Origin of the sequence: Euzebya tangerina (genome assembly GCF_003074135.1) — a bacterium.
In the GTDB taxonomy this organism is placed as follows: Bacteria; Actinomycetota; Nitriliruptoria; order Euzebyales; family Euzebyaceae; genus Euzebya; species Euzebya tangerina.
In genome coordinates this window covers 2,237,847-2,253,360 of sequence record NZ_PPDK01000001.1, presented here as the reverse complement: position 1 = coordinate 2,253,360, position 15,514 = coordinate 2,237,847, and the positions used below count along the sequence as shown (strand labels likewise).

Here is a 15,514-nt window from a genome sequence, read left to right as displayed (position 1 = left end):
GTCAGACTGCGGTGTTGACCGGATCCAGTGCTGGCGCCCGCCACACCATCACACCCTGCTATCGGATAGTCACCTCATGCAACTGCACGACACCCGTACGCGGTCAACGTCGACGTTCGTCCCGGCTGCCACGGTCCGGCTGTACGTATGTGGGATCACCCCGTACGACTCGGCGCACCTGGGCCATGCCTTCACCTACACGGTCTTCGACGTGCTGATCCGACACCTCGAGGCCAAGGGTCACCGGGTTCGCTACGTGCGCAACGTGACGGATCTGGATGACGACATCCTCCGTACAGCAGCCGCTCGAGACGTGAACTTCGAGGTGCTCGCCCGCACGGAGGCGGCAGCCTTCGACACGAACCTGCGACGTCTGGGACTGCGGGATGCCGACGTCATCCCCTACGCCACCGAGACCGTGCCAGCCATGATCCCGATGGTGCAGGGACTGCTGGACCGCGAGTTGGCCTACCAGCTGCCAGATGGACGCGTCTATGCCGACACCGGTCAGATGGAGGGGTTCCTGTCCTTCTCCCGCCTGGACCGCGAGACCGCACTGGAGCAGTTCGCCGAGAAGGGCGGCGACCCTGATGCGGCAGGCAAGAACGATCCCCTCGACTTCCTGCTGTGGCAGCCCAGCGCTCCCGGCGAACCCGGCTGGGTCACCCCGTGGGGCGATCCGTCCATCACCGGCCGCCCAGGATGGCACCTGGAGTGCTCCGTCATGGCGATGGAGCACCTCGGCAATGTCATCGACATCCACGGCGGCGGCAACGACCTGATCTTCCCTCACCACGAGGCTGAGATCCTCCAGAGCGAGGGCCTGACCGGCCAGGGCCCGTTCGCCGGCGTCTGGATGCACGTGGGGATGGTCGCACTCGAGGACGTCAAGATGTCCAAGAGCCTCGGGAACCTGGTCTTCCTCGGGGATCTGCTGGACCGCTACTCCCCATGGGCCGTCCGGCACCTGCTGCTCCGGAACCACTACCGGAGCGGGTGGACCTACACCGAAGAGTCCATGATGGCCTCTGCGGAGGCAGCGGCCGCCCTGGAGTCAGCTCCCGCGGGTGACGCCGGGCGAGCAGACGCCCTCCGTGACGCCGTCGCCAAGCGCCTGGATGACGATCTGGACACACCGGCGGCGCTGGCACTCATCGACGATGCCGTCGCTGACGGCGACGGGGATGCCGCGAGGCGTGCCGCCGAGTTGCTGGGCTACGCCGCCTGACCGGCGGCCGCCAGCAGCGGGACCAGCATCTCCTCCTCGGTGAGGCTGCCGTGTCGCGAGGCCATCTGATCCTCGCCCGGCGTGGCGGGGTCGGCGATGCCGATGTCGGCGAAGGGTGCAAGGACGACGTCGCCGATCCGTCGTCGGTGCTGCGGCGGGCCGGCAGGGCCGAACCACCCGCCGTCGAACAGCTCGTCGCGGCTGAACACCCAACAGCGATCGCCGAACACCTCCCGGCAGGCCGTCAGCAGCTCCTGCTGCTTGTTGGGACGCGCGTAGAGGGAGCGAAACCGACTCTCTCCGGCCCGGCGCGCGATCAGGCGGTCAACCGGATCGGTCCCCACGATCGCGTCCGGACCGACCTCGACGTGGCCGTGATCGGCGGTGATGACCAGGGCGCCGTCGCTCGGGATGAGTGCCAACAGGTCGTCCACCAGCCGGTTCGTGTCGGCCAACTCGGCGGTGAACATCGGGTCCCCCAACCCGTGGGCGTGCGCAACCTTGTCGATGCCGTCGTAGTAGGCGTAGACCACCCGTGATCCCGCCTGCAGGGCCAGCGCCACCTGGTTGCGGAGCACGGCGGGTGTCTGCCAGCCCCGGAAGTGCCCACCGCGCAGGTGGGCCTCGGTGAACCCCGTCCCGTCGAACTCCGACTTGACGATGGTTGGCAGCGGTCGACCGTCGAAGGCCGGTACGGGCTGCAGGGTGGCGGCATCAGGGCCCTTGCGCCCACCGTCGTAGCGCCACCGCAGGACGTTCAGGACCCCTTGGTCCAGGCCGAAGCGATAGCCCAGCAGGCCGTGCTCCGCCGGCGTCAGGCCGGTCGTGATGCACGACAGACCGGTGGCGGTGGTGGACGGGACTCCACAGGTCACGGCGCGGCCCGTCATCCCGCTGATGGTCGGCAGGTGGGTGCCGTGGTCGGCCAGCATGCTCCAGCCCAACCCGTCGAGGACCAGCACCACGACCCGGTTGGCCGCCACAGCCGCATCCGGCAGCCAGTCAGGCGGTGATGAACTGCACAGCCCTGGGATCACTCCACCGATCCACGCCGCACCGTAGTCGGGCTTGATCGGCTCCCGACGTGATGTCGGCGGCGGTGAGGGCTCGTCGCGGGGCATGGCGACGGCTCACATTAGCGGTCGTCGGACTCCGAGCGTTCACGCGTGATGGGGCCGGTGCGCGCGAGCGAGCCAGCCGTGCTGTCGACGGTCCCGGTCACGATCCGGTTGTCCGGCTCGGACGGGATGACGATGTTGGACGCCCGGGCCGCACGCGCGGACTCCGTCTCGCGGCTCCAGGACCGGTCGGGGTCCTCGATGCCACGACCGCTTCGGCGTCGACCGCCGACGAACAGCAACAGCACCCCGAGGCTCAGGAAGCCGACCACGATCAGGAAGGCGTACAGCGGATCGAAGCCCTGGGCGGCCAGACGGTCCTGCCCGGCGTCGGAGAAGACGGCGAAGCCGAGGATGGCGATTCCGATCATGGCAAGCAGCGCGAGGGTGGTGCGGAAGACCAGAGCCCTGCGGGAACCGGCCGTGGCTGCCACCTGCGACGCCGGTCCGGGTGTGGGTTCGGTCTCCGCTGCCGCGTCGCCCGCAGCGTCGTCCTCATCTGACCCCGCCTGGTCCTGTCCCGAGTCGACGGCGCCCGTGTCCGCTGCGCCCGTGTCATCGGAGCCGGCGTCGGCCGCCTGGGTGTCGGTGCTCTCGTCCACAGAGCCGGCATCGTCCGTGCTGGCACCGCTGGTGTCCTGACTGTCGGCTGGCTTGCTCTTGCGGCTCGTGCTGTCCGCTGGCGCGGTCCCGTCCTCGCCGTCGGTGTCAGCACTGTCGTCGACGGACGTCTCGGTGCTCGTCGTCTCCCCGGCCTCGGCTGACCCGGTCCCGGGTGCAGCGGTCGTGTCGGTTGACGGTGCATCCGTGCTGTCGGTCTCGCCGGACTCCCCGCTCTCAACGGTCTCGACGGTCTCGCCATCGATCTGTCCGTCCGGCAGGTTGCTCAGCGCCTCGGCCCCGTCCTTCTTCCCCATGAGGGGTCCGAGGATCAGCGAGGGGTCGAACTTGCCCTGCGGCATCATCCCCGAGCCAACCAGTCCAGCCACGGCGCTCTGCACCGCAGACCCGACGCTCTCGCGACGGGCGGTTGCGCTCCGGACTGCCTCGGTCACGGCGTCGGAGTCAGCCTTGGCGTGCTCCGGCAGGACATCTGTCCCGTCCCGGTCGAACGCATGCCACTTGGCCGCCTCATCACCAGCGGACGCGGCGTCGCCACCGCCCTCGGCCAGGTCGTCGAGGACGCTGGAGACGTCGGCATCGGTGACCGTCCTGGGGCCGTCGGTGTGGTCGTCGAGGGTCTCCTCGACCTCGGGGATGTCCACCTCGATCTGACTCGAGTCGATGGGAACGACCACACCATTGGTGAGGGTGTCACTTGTCTTGCTGGCGTCCCAGGCCTCAGCGACCGCCCGCTCGACCTCGACGATGTCGGTATCGAGGATGATCGCGACCTCGGCGTCGGTCAGACCGACCTCCTCGACGAGCACAACAGCCTCCATGGCCGGCGTGCGCCGTTCGTCGGCGTCCATCAGCCAGTGAGCCAGCGAGAAGAACTCGACCTGGTCGATGACCCCGGACTCGAGCGCGGCCTGGGCAATCTCGTCGAGGACGGCGTCGAGACGCGACTCCGGCAGGAAGACGCGGAGGTAGGTCAGGAGCTGCTGCTCGGGGAAGTTCACGGCTGCCCCATCTTGCAGGATTTTGTCATCGAGTGACGGCCGATGTGCATCGGCTCGGGGTTGAGCGAGGGTCGGAGATGGCATGGAGTCGTGGGTGCACTAGGGTCGTGATGATGTCGACGTTGGACCACCCTCCGCCACGGTCAGAGCGGCCAGGGTTCCCAGTAGAACTCGACACGTTCCGCGATGAGTTGAGCGAAATCTTCGCGCGGACGCCGGTGTACGCGGTCCACGGGGTCCGCATCGATGATTGGGGGCCGGGTTGGGCGTTGGTGAGTCTGGCACCAACATCGTCACTGGCCAACTTGGCGGGTTCACTGCACGGCGGGATCAGCTTCCTGTTGGCCGACGCGGCCTTCGAGATCGCCTGCAACTCCTACGGCCGCATGGCGGTGGCGCTGGAGGTTACGACCCACCACCATCTGCCGGCGCCGACGGAGGGTCGCATCTCCGCGGACTGCTGGGAGATCACGCGCGGTGGTCGAACCGCCTCCTATCGGATCCAGGTCCGCGACGAAGAGGACCGGCTGCTGTCCAGCTATCAGGCGCTGGCGTACCGGACCAGCAACTGGCACATCGACCCTGCACCCCTGCCGGAGGGCTGGGGATGAGCTGCGCAGGCCACCCCTCGCCGCTGCAGCCGGTGCGGCCCGTCAGGGACGCACGGAGCTGACCTGGCCCTCGTCGAGGTCCAGCGGTCGCACGGACCGGACGGCCAGGACCGAGGCGTCACGAGGACGGATGGCCCGGCTGAAGTCGAGCGCCTCGGGGACCACCTCACCCCGTCGCCGGAGCATGGCGCCGTAGGACGCCGCCACCAGCATGATGACCATCGCGAACGCCGTTGCGAACCAGCTCGGCTGGACGATGGAGAGGCTGGCCGCCGCAACGTTGCTGACGGGTTGGATGGCGACGGCGATCCCGGTCTGCGGCGTGGTCAGCGAGGTCGCACCGGAGGCCTGCACCGAGCCGTCCGTCGACGAGGAGCCCGTCACGGGGGTCCCCGGAGCAGCCTGGGGGCCACTCGCCACCTCAGGCGCCAGAACCGTCGGTGGGACGAAGCCGCCGGGCACACCGGTGTAGGTGTTGGTGTTGGGCGCTGTCGCCGTCCCGAGCGAGGGGACGACCTGCGGCCCGTAGGTGGTGATCGGCGGAGGCGCGATGGCTGGCGCGGCCCCATCTGCGGCCTCGACCGCCTCAGCCGCCCCGGGGTCGGCGGGGACGACCGGCACGATCGCCACCTCCTCCGCGGACCCGCCCTCTGCCTGGACGACGCCGGTCGCCGGCTGTTCCTCCTGCGGAAGAGCTGGCGCCGTCGGCGGTACCGGAGCGACATCCCCGACGCTGCCGAGGTCTTCGGTGGACGCATCCGCGGTCGGGCTTGGCGTCGGCGTGGGCATCGGTGTCGGGGTCGGCTCTGCCGGGAGCGCCGGCGCTGCCGGAGACTGCTGCTCCGTGGGGGCTGACGTGGTCGTGGGCGTGTCCTCGTCCTGCGCCGTCGCCGACACAGGGATCAACAGGACACTCGCGACCAAGAGCGCGAGTATCCGAATCGAGTTCCGCTGGGCGGTACCGGTCAGGTCGAACATGGTGGAGTGAAGAGGGTTGGACTGGCCGCGCTGATACTACCGTTCAGCCACCGGCCATCGCCGGATGGTAATGGATACGTGCCTACTGGTCGTCAATACGGCCGTCGTTACTCAATCGGCAGATCGTCCGCCCCCTGTAGCGTTGCGCGCAACAATGATCCTCGCAAGCTGGAACTGCAACTCGTTGACCGTCCGAATGCCCAGGGTCCTCGAGTTCCTCGACCTGCACCAGCCCGACGTGTTGTGCCTGCAGGAGACGAAGGTGCGGACCGAGACGGTGCCGCACCTCGAATTGCAGATGGCCGGGTACACCGCCATCGACCACTCCAGCGGCGGTCGGAACGGGGTGGCCATCCTCGTCAAGGACGGTCTGGACGTGCAGGACGTCACCCGTGGACTTCCGGGTGAACCCAACCCCGACGAGGCCCGCTGGATCGACGCCGTCGTCCAGGGGATCCGGATCGTCAGCGTGTACGTGCCGAACGGGCGGAGCCCGGAGGACCCGGCGTTCACCGACAAGCTCCGCTTCCTGCAGGCCCTGACCGACCGAGCCTCCGCGTGGGCGGACGGGAGGACCATCGTCACGGGCGACTTCAACATCGCGCCTGGTGACCTCGACGTCTACGACCCGGTGCGCTACATCGGCACCACGCACACCAGTGCGAAGGAACGGCAGACGCTGACCGACCTGGGCTCCGTCGGGTTCGTCGATGCCTTCCGGCACCTGCACCCCGAGCAGCAGACGTTCTCCTGGTGGGACTACCGCGGTGGCAACTTCCACAAGAACCTCGGCATGCGCATCGACCTGTTCATGGTCAGCGAGCCGCTGCATCGGTCGCACGACATGAGCTATGAGATGGCAAGAGACTTCCGGAAGGGCACGAAGCCCTCAGACCACGCGCCCATCATCCTGCGGCTGACGCCGTGACCGGTGGTCGCTGACGGCCACCACCAGTCGACCCAGTCCGTGGCCGAGGATCAGGCCGGCCATGGTGTCCGTGGGGTAGTGGACGCCCAGGTGGATGCGGGTGAGCGGCACCCAGGCGGGCATCAGCAGCCAGACCCACCGACGTCCCGGGCCCGCTCTGCCGGCCAGGACCGTGGCGGTCGCCATGGCCACGGCAGCGTGTCCCGAGGGCATGGACGACCCGGTCGGTTCGGCGATCAGCCGCGGCGTGGCCTCTGCTTCGTACGGTCGTGGCCGGTCGAAGACCTTCTTGGCCTGGTGCGCAACGGTCCAGCCGAGCGCGCCGGCGGCTGCCACCTCGCCCGCCCGTCTGACCCGGCCGCCGGCCAGCAGCATCGCGGCGGCGCCGGCAACCATGAACATGGATCCGAGGTCCGTGGTGGCGCGGGACAGCGCGACGGCACCGGGCAGACGGCTGAACGCCTGGCGTACCACCTCGCCAGCCTGTGCGTCGATCGCGTGCAGACCCGGTCCGACCGTCAGACGCTGTGGTGCTGCCCTCCTCCCAGCCGCCACGACCCCTAGGTGGCGTCCGGGTCGAAGGGTGCTGCCCCGGGAACGGCGCCGCTGGCAGTGGGCGTCAGCGCGGCCATGCCGGGACCCGACTGCGGCTTGTTGGACACCGGCATCGTGCCCGACGACCCGATCTCGGCGGTGACGCCTGCCTCGACCTCGTCGAACTCCCCCTTGATGGCGTCGAACTCTGCCTTGACCTCGTTCACCGGTGCCATGAGCGCGCCCGCGGCCGTGCGCCGGACGTCCTTCAGTTGGGTGCGGAGTTCGCGGGCCTCGTTCGCCACCTCGAGCAGATCGTCATCGAGGCCGGCGGCGTCCTTCAACTCGCCGAGGGTCTTGTTCGCCTCACGACGAAGTGCCGTGATGGCCTTGCCCGCATTGCGGGCCATCCCCGGCAGCCGTTCTGGACCGAAGACGAACAGCGCGAGGATGGCCAGCGCGATGATCTCGGCGAATCCGAGACTGCCCATCTGCTCGAGTCACTCCCTTTGGTCGGGGCCGCGGGCCGCAGGGTCACGGTCACGGAGGCCCATCCGAGAGTTGGACGGAGGCCGTGACCTCTGCACCATCACGGATGTAGCGGAGGTCGATGGTAGCGCCGACCTCCTGGGACTGGATGGCCGAGACCAGATCGGTGACGCCGCCAACCTCCCGATCGCCGACTGCGAGAATCCGGTCACCAGCCTGGACACCAGCCACATCCGCGGGCGACTGGGCGACCACCTGGTCGACCAGCGCGCCGCCCTCCTCGGCCTCGGTGGTGGCCACCCCGAGGTAGGGCGCCGCAACACCTCCGTCGGTGATCAGGGTCTGCGTCGTGGCCCTGACGATGTCGACCGGTATGGCGAAGCCGATGTCGCCGCGGGTCTCCTCGCCGAGAATCGAGGAGCTGACGCCGATCAGTCGTCCGTCGGTGTCCAGCAGCGGACCGCCGGAGTTGCCCGGGCTGATTCGCGCGTCGGTCTGGATGACCCCAGGCAGGCGCACGGTGGTGCCGTCGACGCCGCGGAGGTCGACGGGACGGTCCAGCGCGCTGACGATCCCGGCGGTCACCGTGCCGTTCAGGCCGAAGGGTGAGCCGATGGCGAGCACCGGCTGACCGACGACCACCCGGCTGATGTCGCCGAGGGTGATGGGCGTCAACTCCTCGTCCTGGGTTCGGACCCGGATGACGGCCAGGTCGGTTGCGGGATCGCTGCCCACCAGGGTGGCGGGCGCCGTGTTGCCGGAGGCGAAGGTCACCGAGATGGATGTGGCACCGGCAACCACGTGGTCGTTGGTCGCGACGTGCCCGTCGGCATCCAGGACGACCCCGGAGGCGTTGCCGGACGCGCCGTCCCCACCGATCCCGCGGACGTCGACCCGGACGACGGAGGGTGCAGCGATCTCTGCGGCCCGGACCACGTCGCCGGGCCCGTCGGGGTCGCCGGGTGTCGTCTCGCTGATGAGGAGGAACACCCCCGCCGCGCCGACGACCAGTCCCAGCAGGACGCCGAGGAACCCCCAGACGCCGGCCGAGATCGGCGGGCGGTGCGGTGGCGGATGCGGCGTGTCGGTCACGTCTGACAGCCTGCCGCTCTCCCGCGGTGTGTCACATCCCTGGCTGGAGATCGTGGCGGCACATGGCACACCCCTGGTTCGGACGGCGCCGACCTACTCGACCAGCCCTGCCGGGAGGCCGGTCGCCATCCCCATCAGGTCGTCCACCGGAGCGTCCCCGATCAGCGTGTACGTCCGGCCGGCGGCGGCCCACAACATCCGGTTCGGATAGCCCTCCCACAGGTAGGCCATCCGATCGGTCAGGGCACCGACGTGCTCGGCAGACCCGCTGATCTGCGCCAGGTCGGGCTGGCCTGGCTGGACGAACAGCGAGGCCACGTAGAGCCCGTCGCTGTACACCGCCTGAACCGGCATCCCGGCCACGTCGCTGCGGACCGCAACACCGATCAGCTGGTAGGAGCCGGGCAGGGACGCGGGGATGTCCCAGCCCCCTGCGCGCAGCGCGTCCACCTGGCCCGGCTGCTGGAGCGCCGTCTCACCTCCGCTACGAACCGGCTCGACGGCGGCGTCCAGGTCCAGCGACTGGTAGGACACCGAGCGCTGGCGCCTGCCGTCGTCGAAGGTGACGCGGCGGAGGAACACGCCGGTGGACTCGTCGATCCAGACCTGCTCGCGAACCTCCTCCTGGTCCCGCAGTCGAAGGTCCACCCGGATGCACGGCCGATCCATGATGTGGTCGACGTGGCCGACAGTGATGTCGTACTTCTCCGTCGGATCGGCGACCCCACCAGCAACCGCCTGTCCGGCGACGGAGACAGGTGAGACGGAGACCACGGCGGGTCGATCCGGTCCGTTCGGCCACGTCATCACGAGGGTCTCGCCCGTACGAGAGACGCTGGAGCCGCGCACGGCCCCCTGCAGCAGCGTGGTAGCCCCGTCACTGGCCGGGTTCCCCCATTCTGTCAGCAGGGCCGCCGACGCGGACGCTGCCCCGTCCACGTCTGACCAGGCGCCGATCGGCATCGGCACCCCACCCGCCCTGGTCAGGGTGATGTGATCATCCGCCAGCCGGTCCAGGTCGACATCGACGGGTCGGATGAGTCCGCCGCCACCGACCGTCATCGCCATCCCGATGGCCATGACCATGACGGCGAGGAGGGTGCCGACCGATCGCCACCGGCGGGTCGGGACAGCATCAGAAGCCACCTGCTCGGAGGGCGGTCCGACGGCGGGTGTGACCGCCCACCGCAGCAACGCGGCCTCGCCGGTCGGGGCCTGCGGGTCGCGCTCCAACGCACTCTGCGTGAACAGGCCGGCCGGCACCTCCCGCACCGGCAACGAGCGGAGCAGGGACCGGGCTCGCCGCAGACCCTCCAACTCCGCCAGGCAGCCCGGGCACTCCACCAGGTGGCGCCGAAGTCGGGCGGCCGCGCGACCGTTCAACCGACCGTCGAGGAGGAGTGACAACTCGGGCTCGTGATCGGCACACGTGTGCTCGCCGTTCACCGCCCGTCCTCCATCACCCCGGCCGCCCGGTACGGGCGCCGCCGGGTCATCAGGTGGCCTCCCCGGCCGTCCGGGCCGCCTCCCGCGCCGCCAGGAAGGCCTTGAGGCCCTTCCGACCTCGGTGGATCCGGGAGCGCACGGTGCCGAGCGGCCAGCCGGTGATCTCGGCCACCTGCTCGTACGGCAATCCCTCCACGTCACACAGGACGACGGCCAACCGGAAGTCCGGGGACAACTGCAGGAGCCCCTCCTCCAACCCCGCCTCCAGCAGCCGGCGTTCGATCAGGTCGGCAGGACCCGGCTCGTCGGAGACCGGCTCGTTCCAGTCCTCCTCGGCCAGCGGCTGCATCCGGAAGCGCTGCTTGCGTCTGACCTGGTCGAGGAACAGGTTCTTGGTGATCCGGTACAGCCACCCGTCGAAGGTGCCGGGCTCGTAGCGATGCAGGTTGCGATAGACGCGGACGAACACGTCCTGGGCGAGGTCTGCGGCGTCGTCCGGGTTTCCCGTGAGCCGGTAGGCCATGTTGTAGATCGTCCGGCCGTAGCGATCAGCGACGTCGTCCCAGGAGGGTCGGGGGTCGGGCTCCTGCGAGGATTCGTCGTCGCCATGTCGCCGTGGCATGTGTGGGCATAACGCGACTGCCACCGTTGGTGTTCCCAGGAGCACGGAGACGGCGGGGTAGGCTACGACGCGATGCTCAACGACCAGCGCATCGCTACGTACCTACGCGGCTTGGCCGAGGGAGAGGACGAACCTCTCCGCGCCGCCCGGGCACGAAGCGAAGAAGCCGACATCCCCGCCGTCCCTGCAGAGACCGGCGGCGTGCTGCGATTCCTGGCCCGCGCGACCGCGGCGCGGACCGTCGTCGAGATCGGCTCGGGTGGCGGGTACAGCGGCCTGTGGTTCCTGGGCGGCATGGACCCCAAGGGGATCCTGACCACGATCGAGTTGGACGCCTCGCACCAGTCGCTCGCCCAACAGGCCTACGCCGAGGCCGGTGTCGCCGGGCGCGTCCGCTCTCTGCTCGGCCCGGCCCTGCAGATGCTGCCCAAGCTGGCGGACGACTCCTACGACATCGTGTTCATCGACGCCGAGAAGTCGGAGTACCCCGAGTACCTCGAGCACGCCAAGCGGCTGCTCCGTCCTGGCGGGGTGCTGGTCGCCGACAACGTCCTGGCCGGTGGCCGGGTGGCCGACCAACTGGTCGACGATGAGGACACGCTGGGTCTGCGCAACTTCAACGCCGCCGTGACCGAGGACCCTGACCTGTCCGGCCTCATCATGCCGATCGGCGACGGAATCCTCGTCGCGGTCCTGGCCGAGTAGCGGGGCACCCTCGGCGGTGGCCGGGTCCGGACGGACTGGGGCCAGCCGACGGCCCTGGCGTCCCCGCGGCCGGGGAACGTCCACCACGAGCACCGCGGGTGTCGCCGGACCGGCCGTCGGGGCCCTGGCCAGCGTGACTGCGATGGCCGAGCTGCAGCGACAGCTGGGACAGACCCTCGATGGACCAACCGCCACGGTTGTCGCCGACGCTGCCCGCCTGGTCCTGGGGGGGCGCGGCGTCGTCGTGACCGATCTGGACCGCGTGCTGGCCACCCGGGGTGAGGTGCCGGAGGACTCCGAGGCGACGGTGGTCACCATCCTCGACCGTCGCCGCTGGGCGGATCCGGTGGTCCAGCAGGCCCAGGTCGGCGGACTGGATGTCGCGGCCGCCTGCGCGGTGATCGCGATCGACGGTGTCCCGATCGGCACCATCCACCTGGTCCACGACACCATCACCGAGGACCTGCTGGCCAGCCTGGACGCACTGGCACAGCTGGTGGCGACGGGGATCAGGACCCAGGAACTCGAGTCACAGCGCGGGCAGGCGGCGCGCAGCGAACTGCACGCGCTCCGGGCGCAGATCTCACCGCACTTCATCCACAACTCGTTGACGGCGATCGCCGGGCTGGTCCACCGCGAACCGGGGACGGCGAGGGAGCTGCTCTCCAAGTTCGCCGAGTTCCTGCGGTCCAGCTTCCGGACGACGGCTGATCTGATCCCGCTGGCCGACGAACTCCGCCTGGTGGAGATCTACCTGGACCTGGAGCGGACGCGGTTCGGCGATCGGTTCGAGGTCTCACTCCGGGTGGCGCCGGAGGTCCTGACCGCCCCGGTGCCGGCGCTGTCCATCCAGCCGCTGGTGGAGAACGCGATCCGCCACGGCCTGGAACCGCTGGAACGCCGCGGTCGTCTTCGCATCCGTGCGGTGGACGCCCAGACCGAGGTGTCGGTCGTGGTGGAGGACGACGGGGTCGGGACGGACCCCGAGGCGCTGCAGGCTGCCATGCTCGGCAACCGCGCCACCCGGCACATCGGCGTGCTGGCCGTCGATGAACGCCTCCGGTCGACGTTCGGGCCTGAGTATGGTCTGATGATCCGCACCGGACCTGACCGGGGAACCGAGGTGACCATGCGGGTGCCCAAGTCCGGCGCTCTGGGTTGAACCGGAACACCCCAGAGCCGTGGAGATCGAACGAGCTGAACCCGGCAGGGCGGAACGGAGGGTCGCGGATGACAGCTGATCGTGAGGGACTGACCGTCCTGGCGGTCGACGACGAGCGGCCGGCGCTGGATGATCTGACGTGGCTGCTCGACGCAGCCGACACGGTGAGCGAGGTCATCGACGCGACCAGCGGCGCGGAGGCCCTGCGGGTGCTGAGCAGCCGCGACGACGTTGACGCCGTGCTGCTCGACATCCAGATGGGTGGGCTCGACGGGTTGGAGCTGGCGCGGCTGCTCGGCAACTTCCGCGCGCCTCCCGCGGTTGCCTTCGTGACGGCCTTCGACGAGTACGCCGTCGATGCCTTCGGACTGAACGCGGTCGACTACCTGCTCAAGCCGGTCGATCAGGAGCGACTGGAGGAGACGCTCCGGCGGATCACACTGCGACGATCTGGCCCCGCCGCCCGGGGAGCCACAGCGGAGCTGGACCGGTTGGACGCCTCGGTCGGCACCCGGACGGTCACGATCGAGCGGGACGACGTCGAGTGGGTCGAAGCCGCGGGCGGGTACTGCCGGGTCCACATCTCGACGGGTGAGAGCCACCTCGTCTCCCAGACGATCTCGGGTCTCACGTGTGCCTGGCTGCCGCACGGCTTCGTGCGGATCCATCGCGGATACCTGGTCCGGGCCAGCGCGATTCGTGAGGTCTCGAACGTCGACGGTCGCCGGACCGTCCAGGTCGGGGCTGAGGAGCTTCCGGTCAGCCGCCGGTACGCGAAGCTGCTGCAGGACGTGCTGACGAACCGGTGACCGAGCTCGTGCAGCCGGCTGAGAATCCACCTGGCTCGGAAGCCGGCGCCCCGGAGGCCGGCGACGGCCGTCAGACGATCCTGCATCCTCGGACGGCGGCTGCCCGCCGACATGGGCGTTCCACCTCCCGCAGCCGGTTCGTCCGAGGCCACCGCGCCGATCCGCGGACCGTTGCCCAACTGGTCTCCAGGCAGCGCCGACTGGCGCTGATCAGTGCCGCGGTGCTGGTGGTGCTCATCGGCGGACTGCCCGTCGCGTTCGTGCTCGCGCCCGACGTGGCGGCGTGGCGACCACTGGGTGTGCCATCGCTGGCCTGGCTGGTGCTCAGCCCCGGGGTCTATCCGGTCTTCGTGGTCCTAGCGGTCGTCCACGCCAGGCGCGCTCGCCAGGTCGAGCAGGAGTGGATGGACGACCACTCGTGACCGCGCTGGTTGCCACGATCGTGGTCGTGTCCTCGACGCTGCTGGTCGGCGTGTGGGGTGTTCGCCATGCGCGGACGACCTCGACGTTCCTGGTCGCCAACCGGTCGGTTCACCCCGTGATGAACGCCTTCGCGGTGTGTGGGGAGTACCTCTCCGCTGGCTCCTACCTGGGGCTGGCCGGCCTGGTCGTCATCTTCGGGGTCGACATCCTGTGGCTGCCGGTTGGGTGGACGGCCGGCTACGTGTTCCTGCTGCTGTTCGTCGCGGCCCCGTTGCGTCGCTTCGGGGCCTACACCATCCCGGAGTTCGCGGAGGGCCGGCTCGGCTCACGTCGGCTGCGGGTGGTCTCCGCCTGCTTCGTGCTCGTCATCAGCGTGATGTATCTGCTCCCGCAGATGAAGGGGGCCGGTGTGGTCCTGCAGCAGCTCGTCGGCGCCCCGTACTGGGTTGGTGTGTTCCTCATCGGCACCGTCGTGGCCATCGGACTGTCGACCGGCGGCATGCGCTCCATCACGTTCATCCAGGCCTTCCAGTTCGTCCTCATCGCCGTCGGCGTGGTGGTGCCGTTGGCGCTGCTCGGCTGGGGCTCGGACGAGGCGCTCGTCCCCACCGCCACGGACCAACCGCCGGCGTTCGACCAGGCGACGCAGGTCACCTATCCACGCGACGTCGTGTTGAGCCTCGACCAACCGACGACGGTGATCGTGGTCGACGCATCGGGGACCGGCGAAGCGCTGGAGATCGGACCAGGTCGGTTCGAGGTCACCGGCGGCACGGAGCTGCGCTGGTCGGCCGGGACGCCGGTGCCGCACGTCAGCGACCTCGAGCCGACGGCCGAGGACGAGTGGGCCGTGCCCTTCCTCGGCAGCGATCTGGCGGGTGGCCACCCGTTGTACTTCGCCTTCTCCGCGCTGGTGGCCAGTGCCCTGGGAACCATGGGGCTGCCGCACGTCCTCGTCCGCTTCTACACCAACCCGGACGGCAACACGGCCCGCCGGACGACCGTCTGGGTGTTGGCGCTGCTCGGGCCCTACTACAGCCTGATCCCCCTCTACAGCCTGTTCGCGCGCCAGGCGACCCCGGAGGTGCTGTCCACGGGTGACACCGAGGTGGTCAGCCTGGTCGTCACCGACACGCTGCTCTCAGGGGGCTTCGGTGAGGCGGCCACGGCCGTCATCGCCGCCGGGGCCGTCGCGGCCATGCTGTCGACCTCCGCCGGGCTGCTCATCAGCGTGGCCGGTGCGCTCAGCCACGACTTCACCACAGGCGGCGTGCCGCAGTTTCGCCGTGCCGCCTGGGCCGGAGCTGCCGTGGCGATGCTGCTCGGTCTCATCGCACAGCCGTTCGACATCTCGATCATGGTTTCGTGGGCCTTCGCGGTCGCCGCGTCGTCGTTCTGTCCACTGCTGATCCTGGGCATCTGGTGGTCGGGCCTGACGGAGCGTGGGGCTTTGGCGGCGATGCTCGTGGGGGGCTCCTCCGCCACCCTGGCCATCCTCTGGGCGATGGTCTCCGGACCGCAGAGCGGGTGGGCCGAGGCGCTCACGTCGGCGCCCGCCGCCTGGTCGGTGCCGCTGGCGGTCGGGGTGGCGGTCATCGTCTCCCGCCTTGACCCGATGAAGGTCGACGATGTGCACCAGACGATGGCGGTCATGCACCTCCCCGATCACCGCTTAGCGGTCGAGGGGTGACCGTTGGACGGAACCGCCGCCGCAAACCCTTGTGCCAGCGGCGCTCCTGGGGTTGAG

Annotated in this window: 16 protein-coding genes; 8 read left to right on the top strand and 8 right to left on the bottom strand. The window is 69.6% G+C overall.

Annotated elements, in window-relative coordinates; genetic code table 11:
• Positions 1-76 precede the first annotated feature (76 nt).
• On the top strand, positions 77-1,228 hold the full coding sequence (locus tag C1746_RS10340; protein WP_116714514.1) for a class I tRNA ligase family protein: 1,152 nt from the start codon (positions 77-79) through the stop codon (positions 1,226-1,228).
• Here the strand turns inward: C1746_RS10340 and C1746_RS10335 are convergent.
• On the bottom strand, positions 1,216-2,349 hold the full coding sequence (locus tag C1746_RS10335) for an alkaline phosphatase family protein (protein ID WP_116714513.1): 1,134 nt from the start codon (positions 2,347-2,349) through the stop codon (positions 1,216-1,218). The two genes, C1746_RS10340 and C1746_RS10335, sit on opposite strands and share 13 nt — an antisense overlap.
• Before the next feature lie 14 nt (positions 2,350-2,363).
• On the bottom strand, positions 2,364-3,968 hold the full coding sequence (locus tag C1746_RS10330; protein ID WP_116714512.1) for a prolipoprotein diacylglyceryl transferase: 1,605 nt from the start codon (positions 3,966-3,968) through the stop codon (positions 2,364-2,366).
• 191 nt (positions 3,969-4,159) lie between these two features.
• Between C1746_RS10330 and C1746_RS10325 the strand changes: the two genes are divergently transcribed.
• Positions 4,160-4,579: a hotdog fold thioesterase gene (locus C1746_RS10325; RefSeq protein WP_162867606.1), complete on the top strand. Its 420-nt coding sequence runs from the start codon at positions 4,160-4,162 to the stop codon at positions 4,577-4,579.
• 42 nt (positions 4,580-4,621) lie between these two features.
• Here C1746_RS10325 and C1746_RS10320 read toward each other — a convergent pair whose 3' ends face one another.
• Positions 4,622-5,557: a hypothetical protein gene (locus C1746_RS10320; protein WP_116714510.1), complete on the bottom strand. Its 936-nt coding sequence runs from the start codon at positions 5,555-5,557 to the stop codon at positions 4,622-4,624.
• Between the two features lie 154 nt (positions 5,558-5,711).
• On the opposite strand from C1746_RS10320, the gene C1746_RS10315 reads away from it, so the two are divergent.
• Positions 5,712-6,485, top strand: coding sequence for an exodeoxyribonuclease III (locus C1746_RS10315; RefSeq protein WP_116714509.1), 774 nt, complete (start codon positions 5,712-5,714; stop codon positions 6,483-6,485).
• Here C1746_RS10315 and C1746_RS10310 read toward each other — a convergent pair.
• The 5 genes from C1746_RS10310 to C1746_RS22490 all read right to left on the bottom strand — a co-directional run bounded on the left by C1746_RS10310 (position 6,447) and on the right by C1746_RS22490 (position 10,668).
• Positions 6,447-6,959: a phosphatase PAP2 family protein gene (locus C1746_RS10310; protein WP_162867605.1), complete on the bottom strand. Its 513-nt coding sequence runs from the start codon at positions 6,957-6,959 to the stop codon at positions 6,447-6,449. The genes C1746_RS10315 and C1746_RS10310 overlap by 39 nt on opposite strands.
• Before the next feature lie 86 nt (positions 6,960-7,045).
• On the bottom strand, positions 7,046-7,510 hold the full coding sequence (locus C1746_RS10305) for a twin-arginine translocase TatA/TatE family subunit (RefSeq protein ID WP_116714507.1): 465 nt from the start codon (positions 7,508-7,510) through the stop codon (positions 7,046-7,048).
• Between the two features lie 49 nt (positions 7,511-7,559).
• Positions 7,560-8,600, bottom strand: coding sequence for a S1C family serine protease (locus tag C1746_RS10300; protein WP_162867604.1), 1,041 nt, complete (start codon positions 8,598-8,600; stop codon positions 7,560-7,562).
• 93 nt (positions 8,601-8,693) lie between these two features.
• Positions 8,694-10,046: a zf-HC2 domain-containing protein gene (locus C1746_RS10295; RefSeq protein ID WP_116714505.1), complete on the bottom strand. Its 1,353-nt coding sequence runs from the start codon at positions 10,044-10,046 to the stop codon at positions 8,694-8,696.
• 49 nt (positions 10,047-10,095) lie between these two features.
• Positions 10,096-10,668 carry a sigma-70 family RNA polymerase sigma factor gene (locus tag C1746_RS22490; protein ID WP_116714504.1) on the bottom strand — a complete coding sequence of 191 codons (573 nt, stop codon included), beginning with the start codon at positions 10,666-10,668 and terminating at the stop codon, positions 10,096-10,098.
• Between the two features lie 72 nt (positions 10,669-10,740).
• Here C1746_RS22490 and C1746_RS10285 point away from each other — a divergent pair, with 72 nt between their 5' ends.
• The 5 genes from C1746_RS10285 to C1746_RS10265 all read left to right on the top strand — a co-directional run bounded on the left by C1746_RS10285 (position 10,741) and on the right by C1746_RS10265 (position 15,457).
• Positions 10,741-11,373 carry an O-methyltransferase gene (locus C1746_RS10285; protein WP_116714503.1) on the top strand — a complete coding sequence of 211 codons (633 nt, stop codon included), beginning with the start codon at positions 10,741-10,743 and terminating at the stop codon, positions 11,371-11,373.
• Between the two features lie 142 nt (positions 11,374-11,515).
• Positions 11,516-12,535 carry a sensor histidine kinase gene (locus C1746_RS10280; RefSeq protein WP_116714502.1) on the top strand — a complete coding sequence of 340 codons (1,020 nt, stop codon included), beginning with the start codon at positions 11,516-11,518 and terminating at the stop codon, positions 12,533-12,535.
• 68 nt (positions 12,536-12,603) lie between these two features.
• Positions 12,604-13,344 (top strand): LytR/AlgR family response regulator transcription factor, encoded by a 741-nt coding sequence (locus C1746_RS10275; protein ID WP_116714501.1) that lies wholly within the window; start codon positions 12,604-12,606, stop codon positions 13,342-13,344.
• Positions 13,341-13,766, top strand: coding sequence for a DUF485 domain-containing protein (locus C1746_RS10270; protein ID WP_116714500.1), 426 nt, complete (start codon positions 13,341-13,343; stop codon positions 13,764-13,766). Before C1746_RS10275 ends, C1746_RS10270 begins: the two co-directional genes overlap by 4 nt.
• The gene (locus C1746_RS10265) at positions 13,763-15,457 is read left to right on the top strand and encodes a sodium/solute symporter (RefSeq protein ID WP_116714499.1); all 1,695 of its coding nucleotides are present in this window, start codon (positions 13,763-13,765) and stop codon (positions 15,455-15,457) included. The genes C1746_RS10270 and C1746_RS10265 overlap by 4 nt, the downstream gene beginning before the upstream one ends.
• The last annotated feature ends 57 nt before the right edge of the window (positions 15,458-15,514 follow it).

What these genes read in the sequence shown, in the direction of transcription:
- C1746_RS10340 (WP_116714514.1), top strand. Translation starts at nt 77, where the DNA reads ATGCAACTGCACGACACCCGTACGCGGTCAACGTCGACGTTCGTCCCG.
- C1746_RS10335 (WP_116714513.1), bottom strand. Translation starts at nt 2,349, where the DNA reads ATGCCCCGCGACGAGCCCTCACCGCCGCCGACATCACGTCGGGAGCCG.
- C1746_RS10320 (WP_116714510.1), bottom strand. Translation starts at nt 5,557, where the DNA reads ATGTTCGACCTGACCGGTACCGCCCAGCGGAACTCGATTCGGATACTC.
- C1746_RS10315 (WP_116714509.1), top strand. Translation starts at nt 5,712, where the DNA reads ATGATCCTCGCAAGCTGGAACTGCAACTCGTTGACCGTCCGAATGCCC.
- C1746_RS10305 (WP_116714507.1), bottom strand. Translation starts at nt 7,510, where the DNA reads ATGGGCAGTCTCGGATTCGCCGAGATCATCGCGCTGGCCATCCTCGCG.
- C1746_RS22490 (WP_116714504.1), bottom strand. Translation starts at nt 10,668, where the DNA reads ATGCCACGGCGACATGGCGACGACGAATCCTCGCAGGAGCCCGACCCC.
- C1746_RS10285 (WP_116714503.1), top strand. Translation starts at nt 10,741, where the DNA reads ATGCTCAACGACCAGCGCATCGCTACGTACCTACGCGGCTTGGCCGAG.
- C1746_RS10280 (WP_116714502.1), top strand. Translation starts at nt 11,516, where the DNA reads ATGGCCGAGCTGCAGCGACAGCTGGGACAGACCCTCGATGGACCAACC.
- C1746_RS10275 (WP_116714501.1), top strand. Translation starts at nt 12,604, where the DNA reads ATGACAGCTGATCGTGAGGGACTGACCGTCCTGGCGGTCGACGACGAG.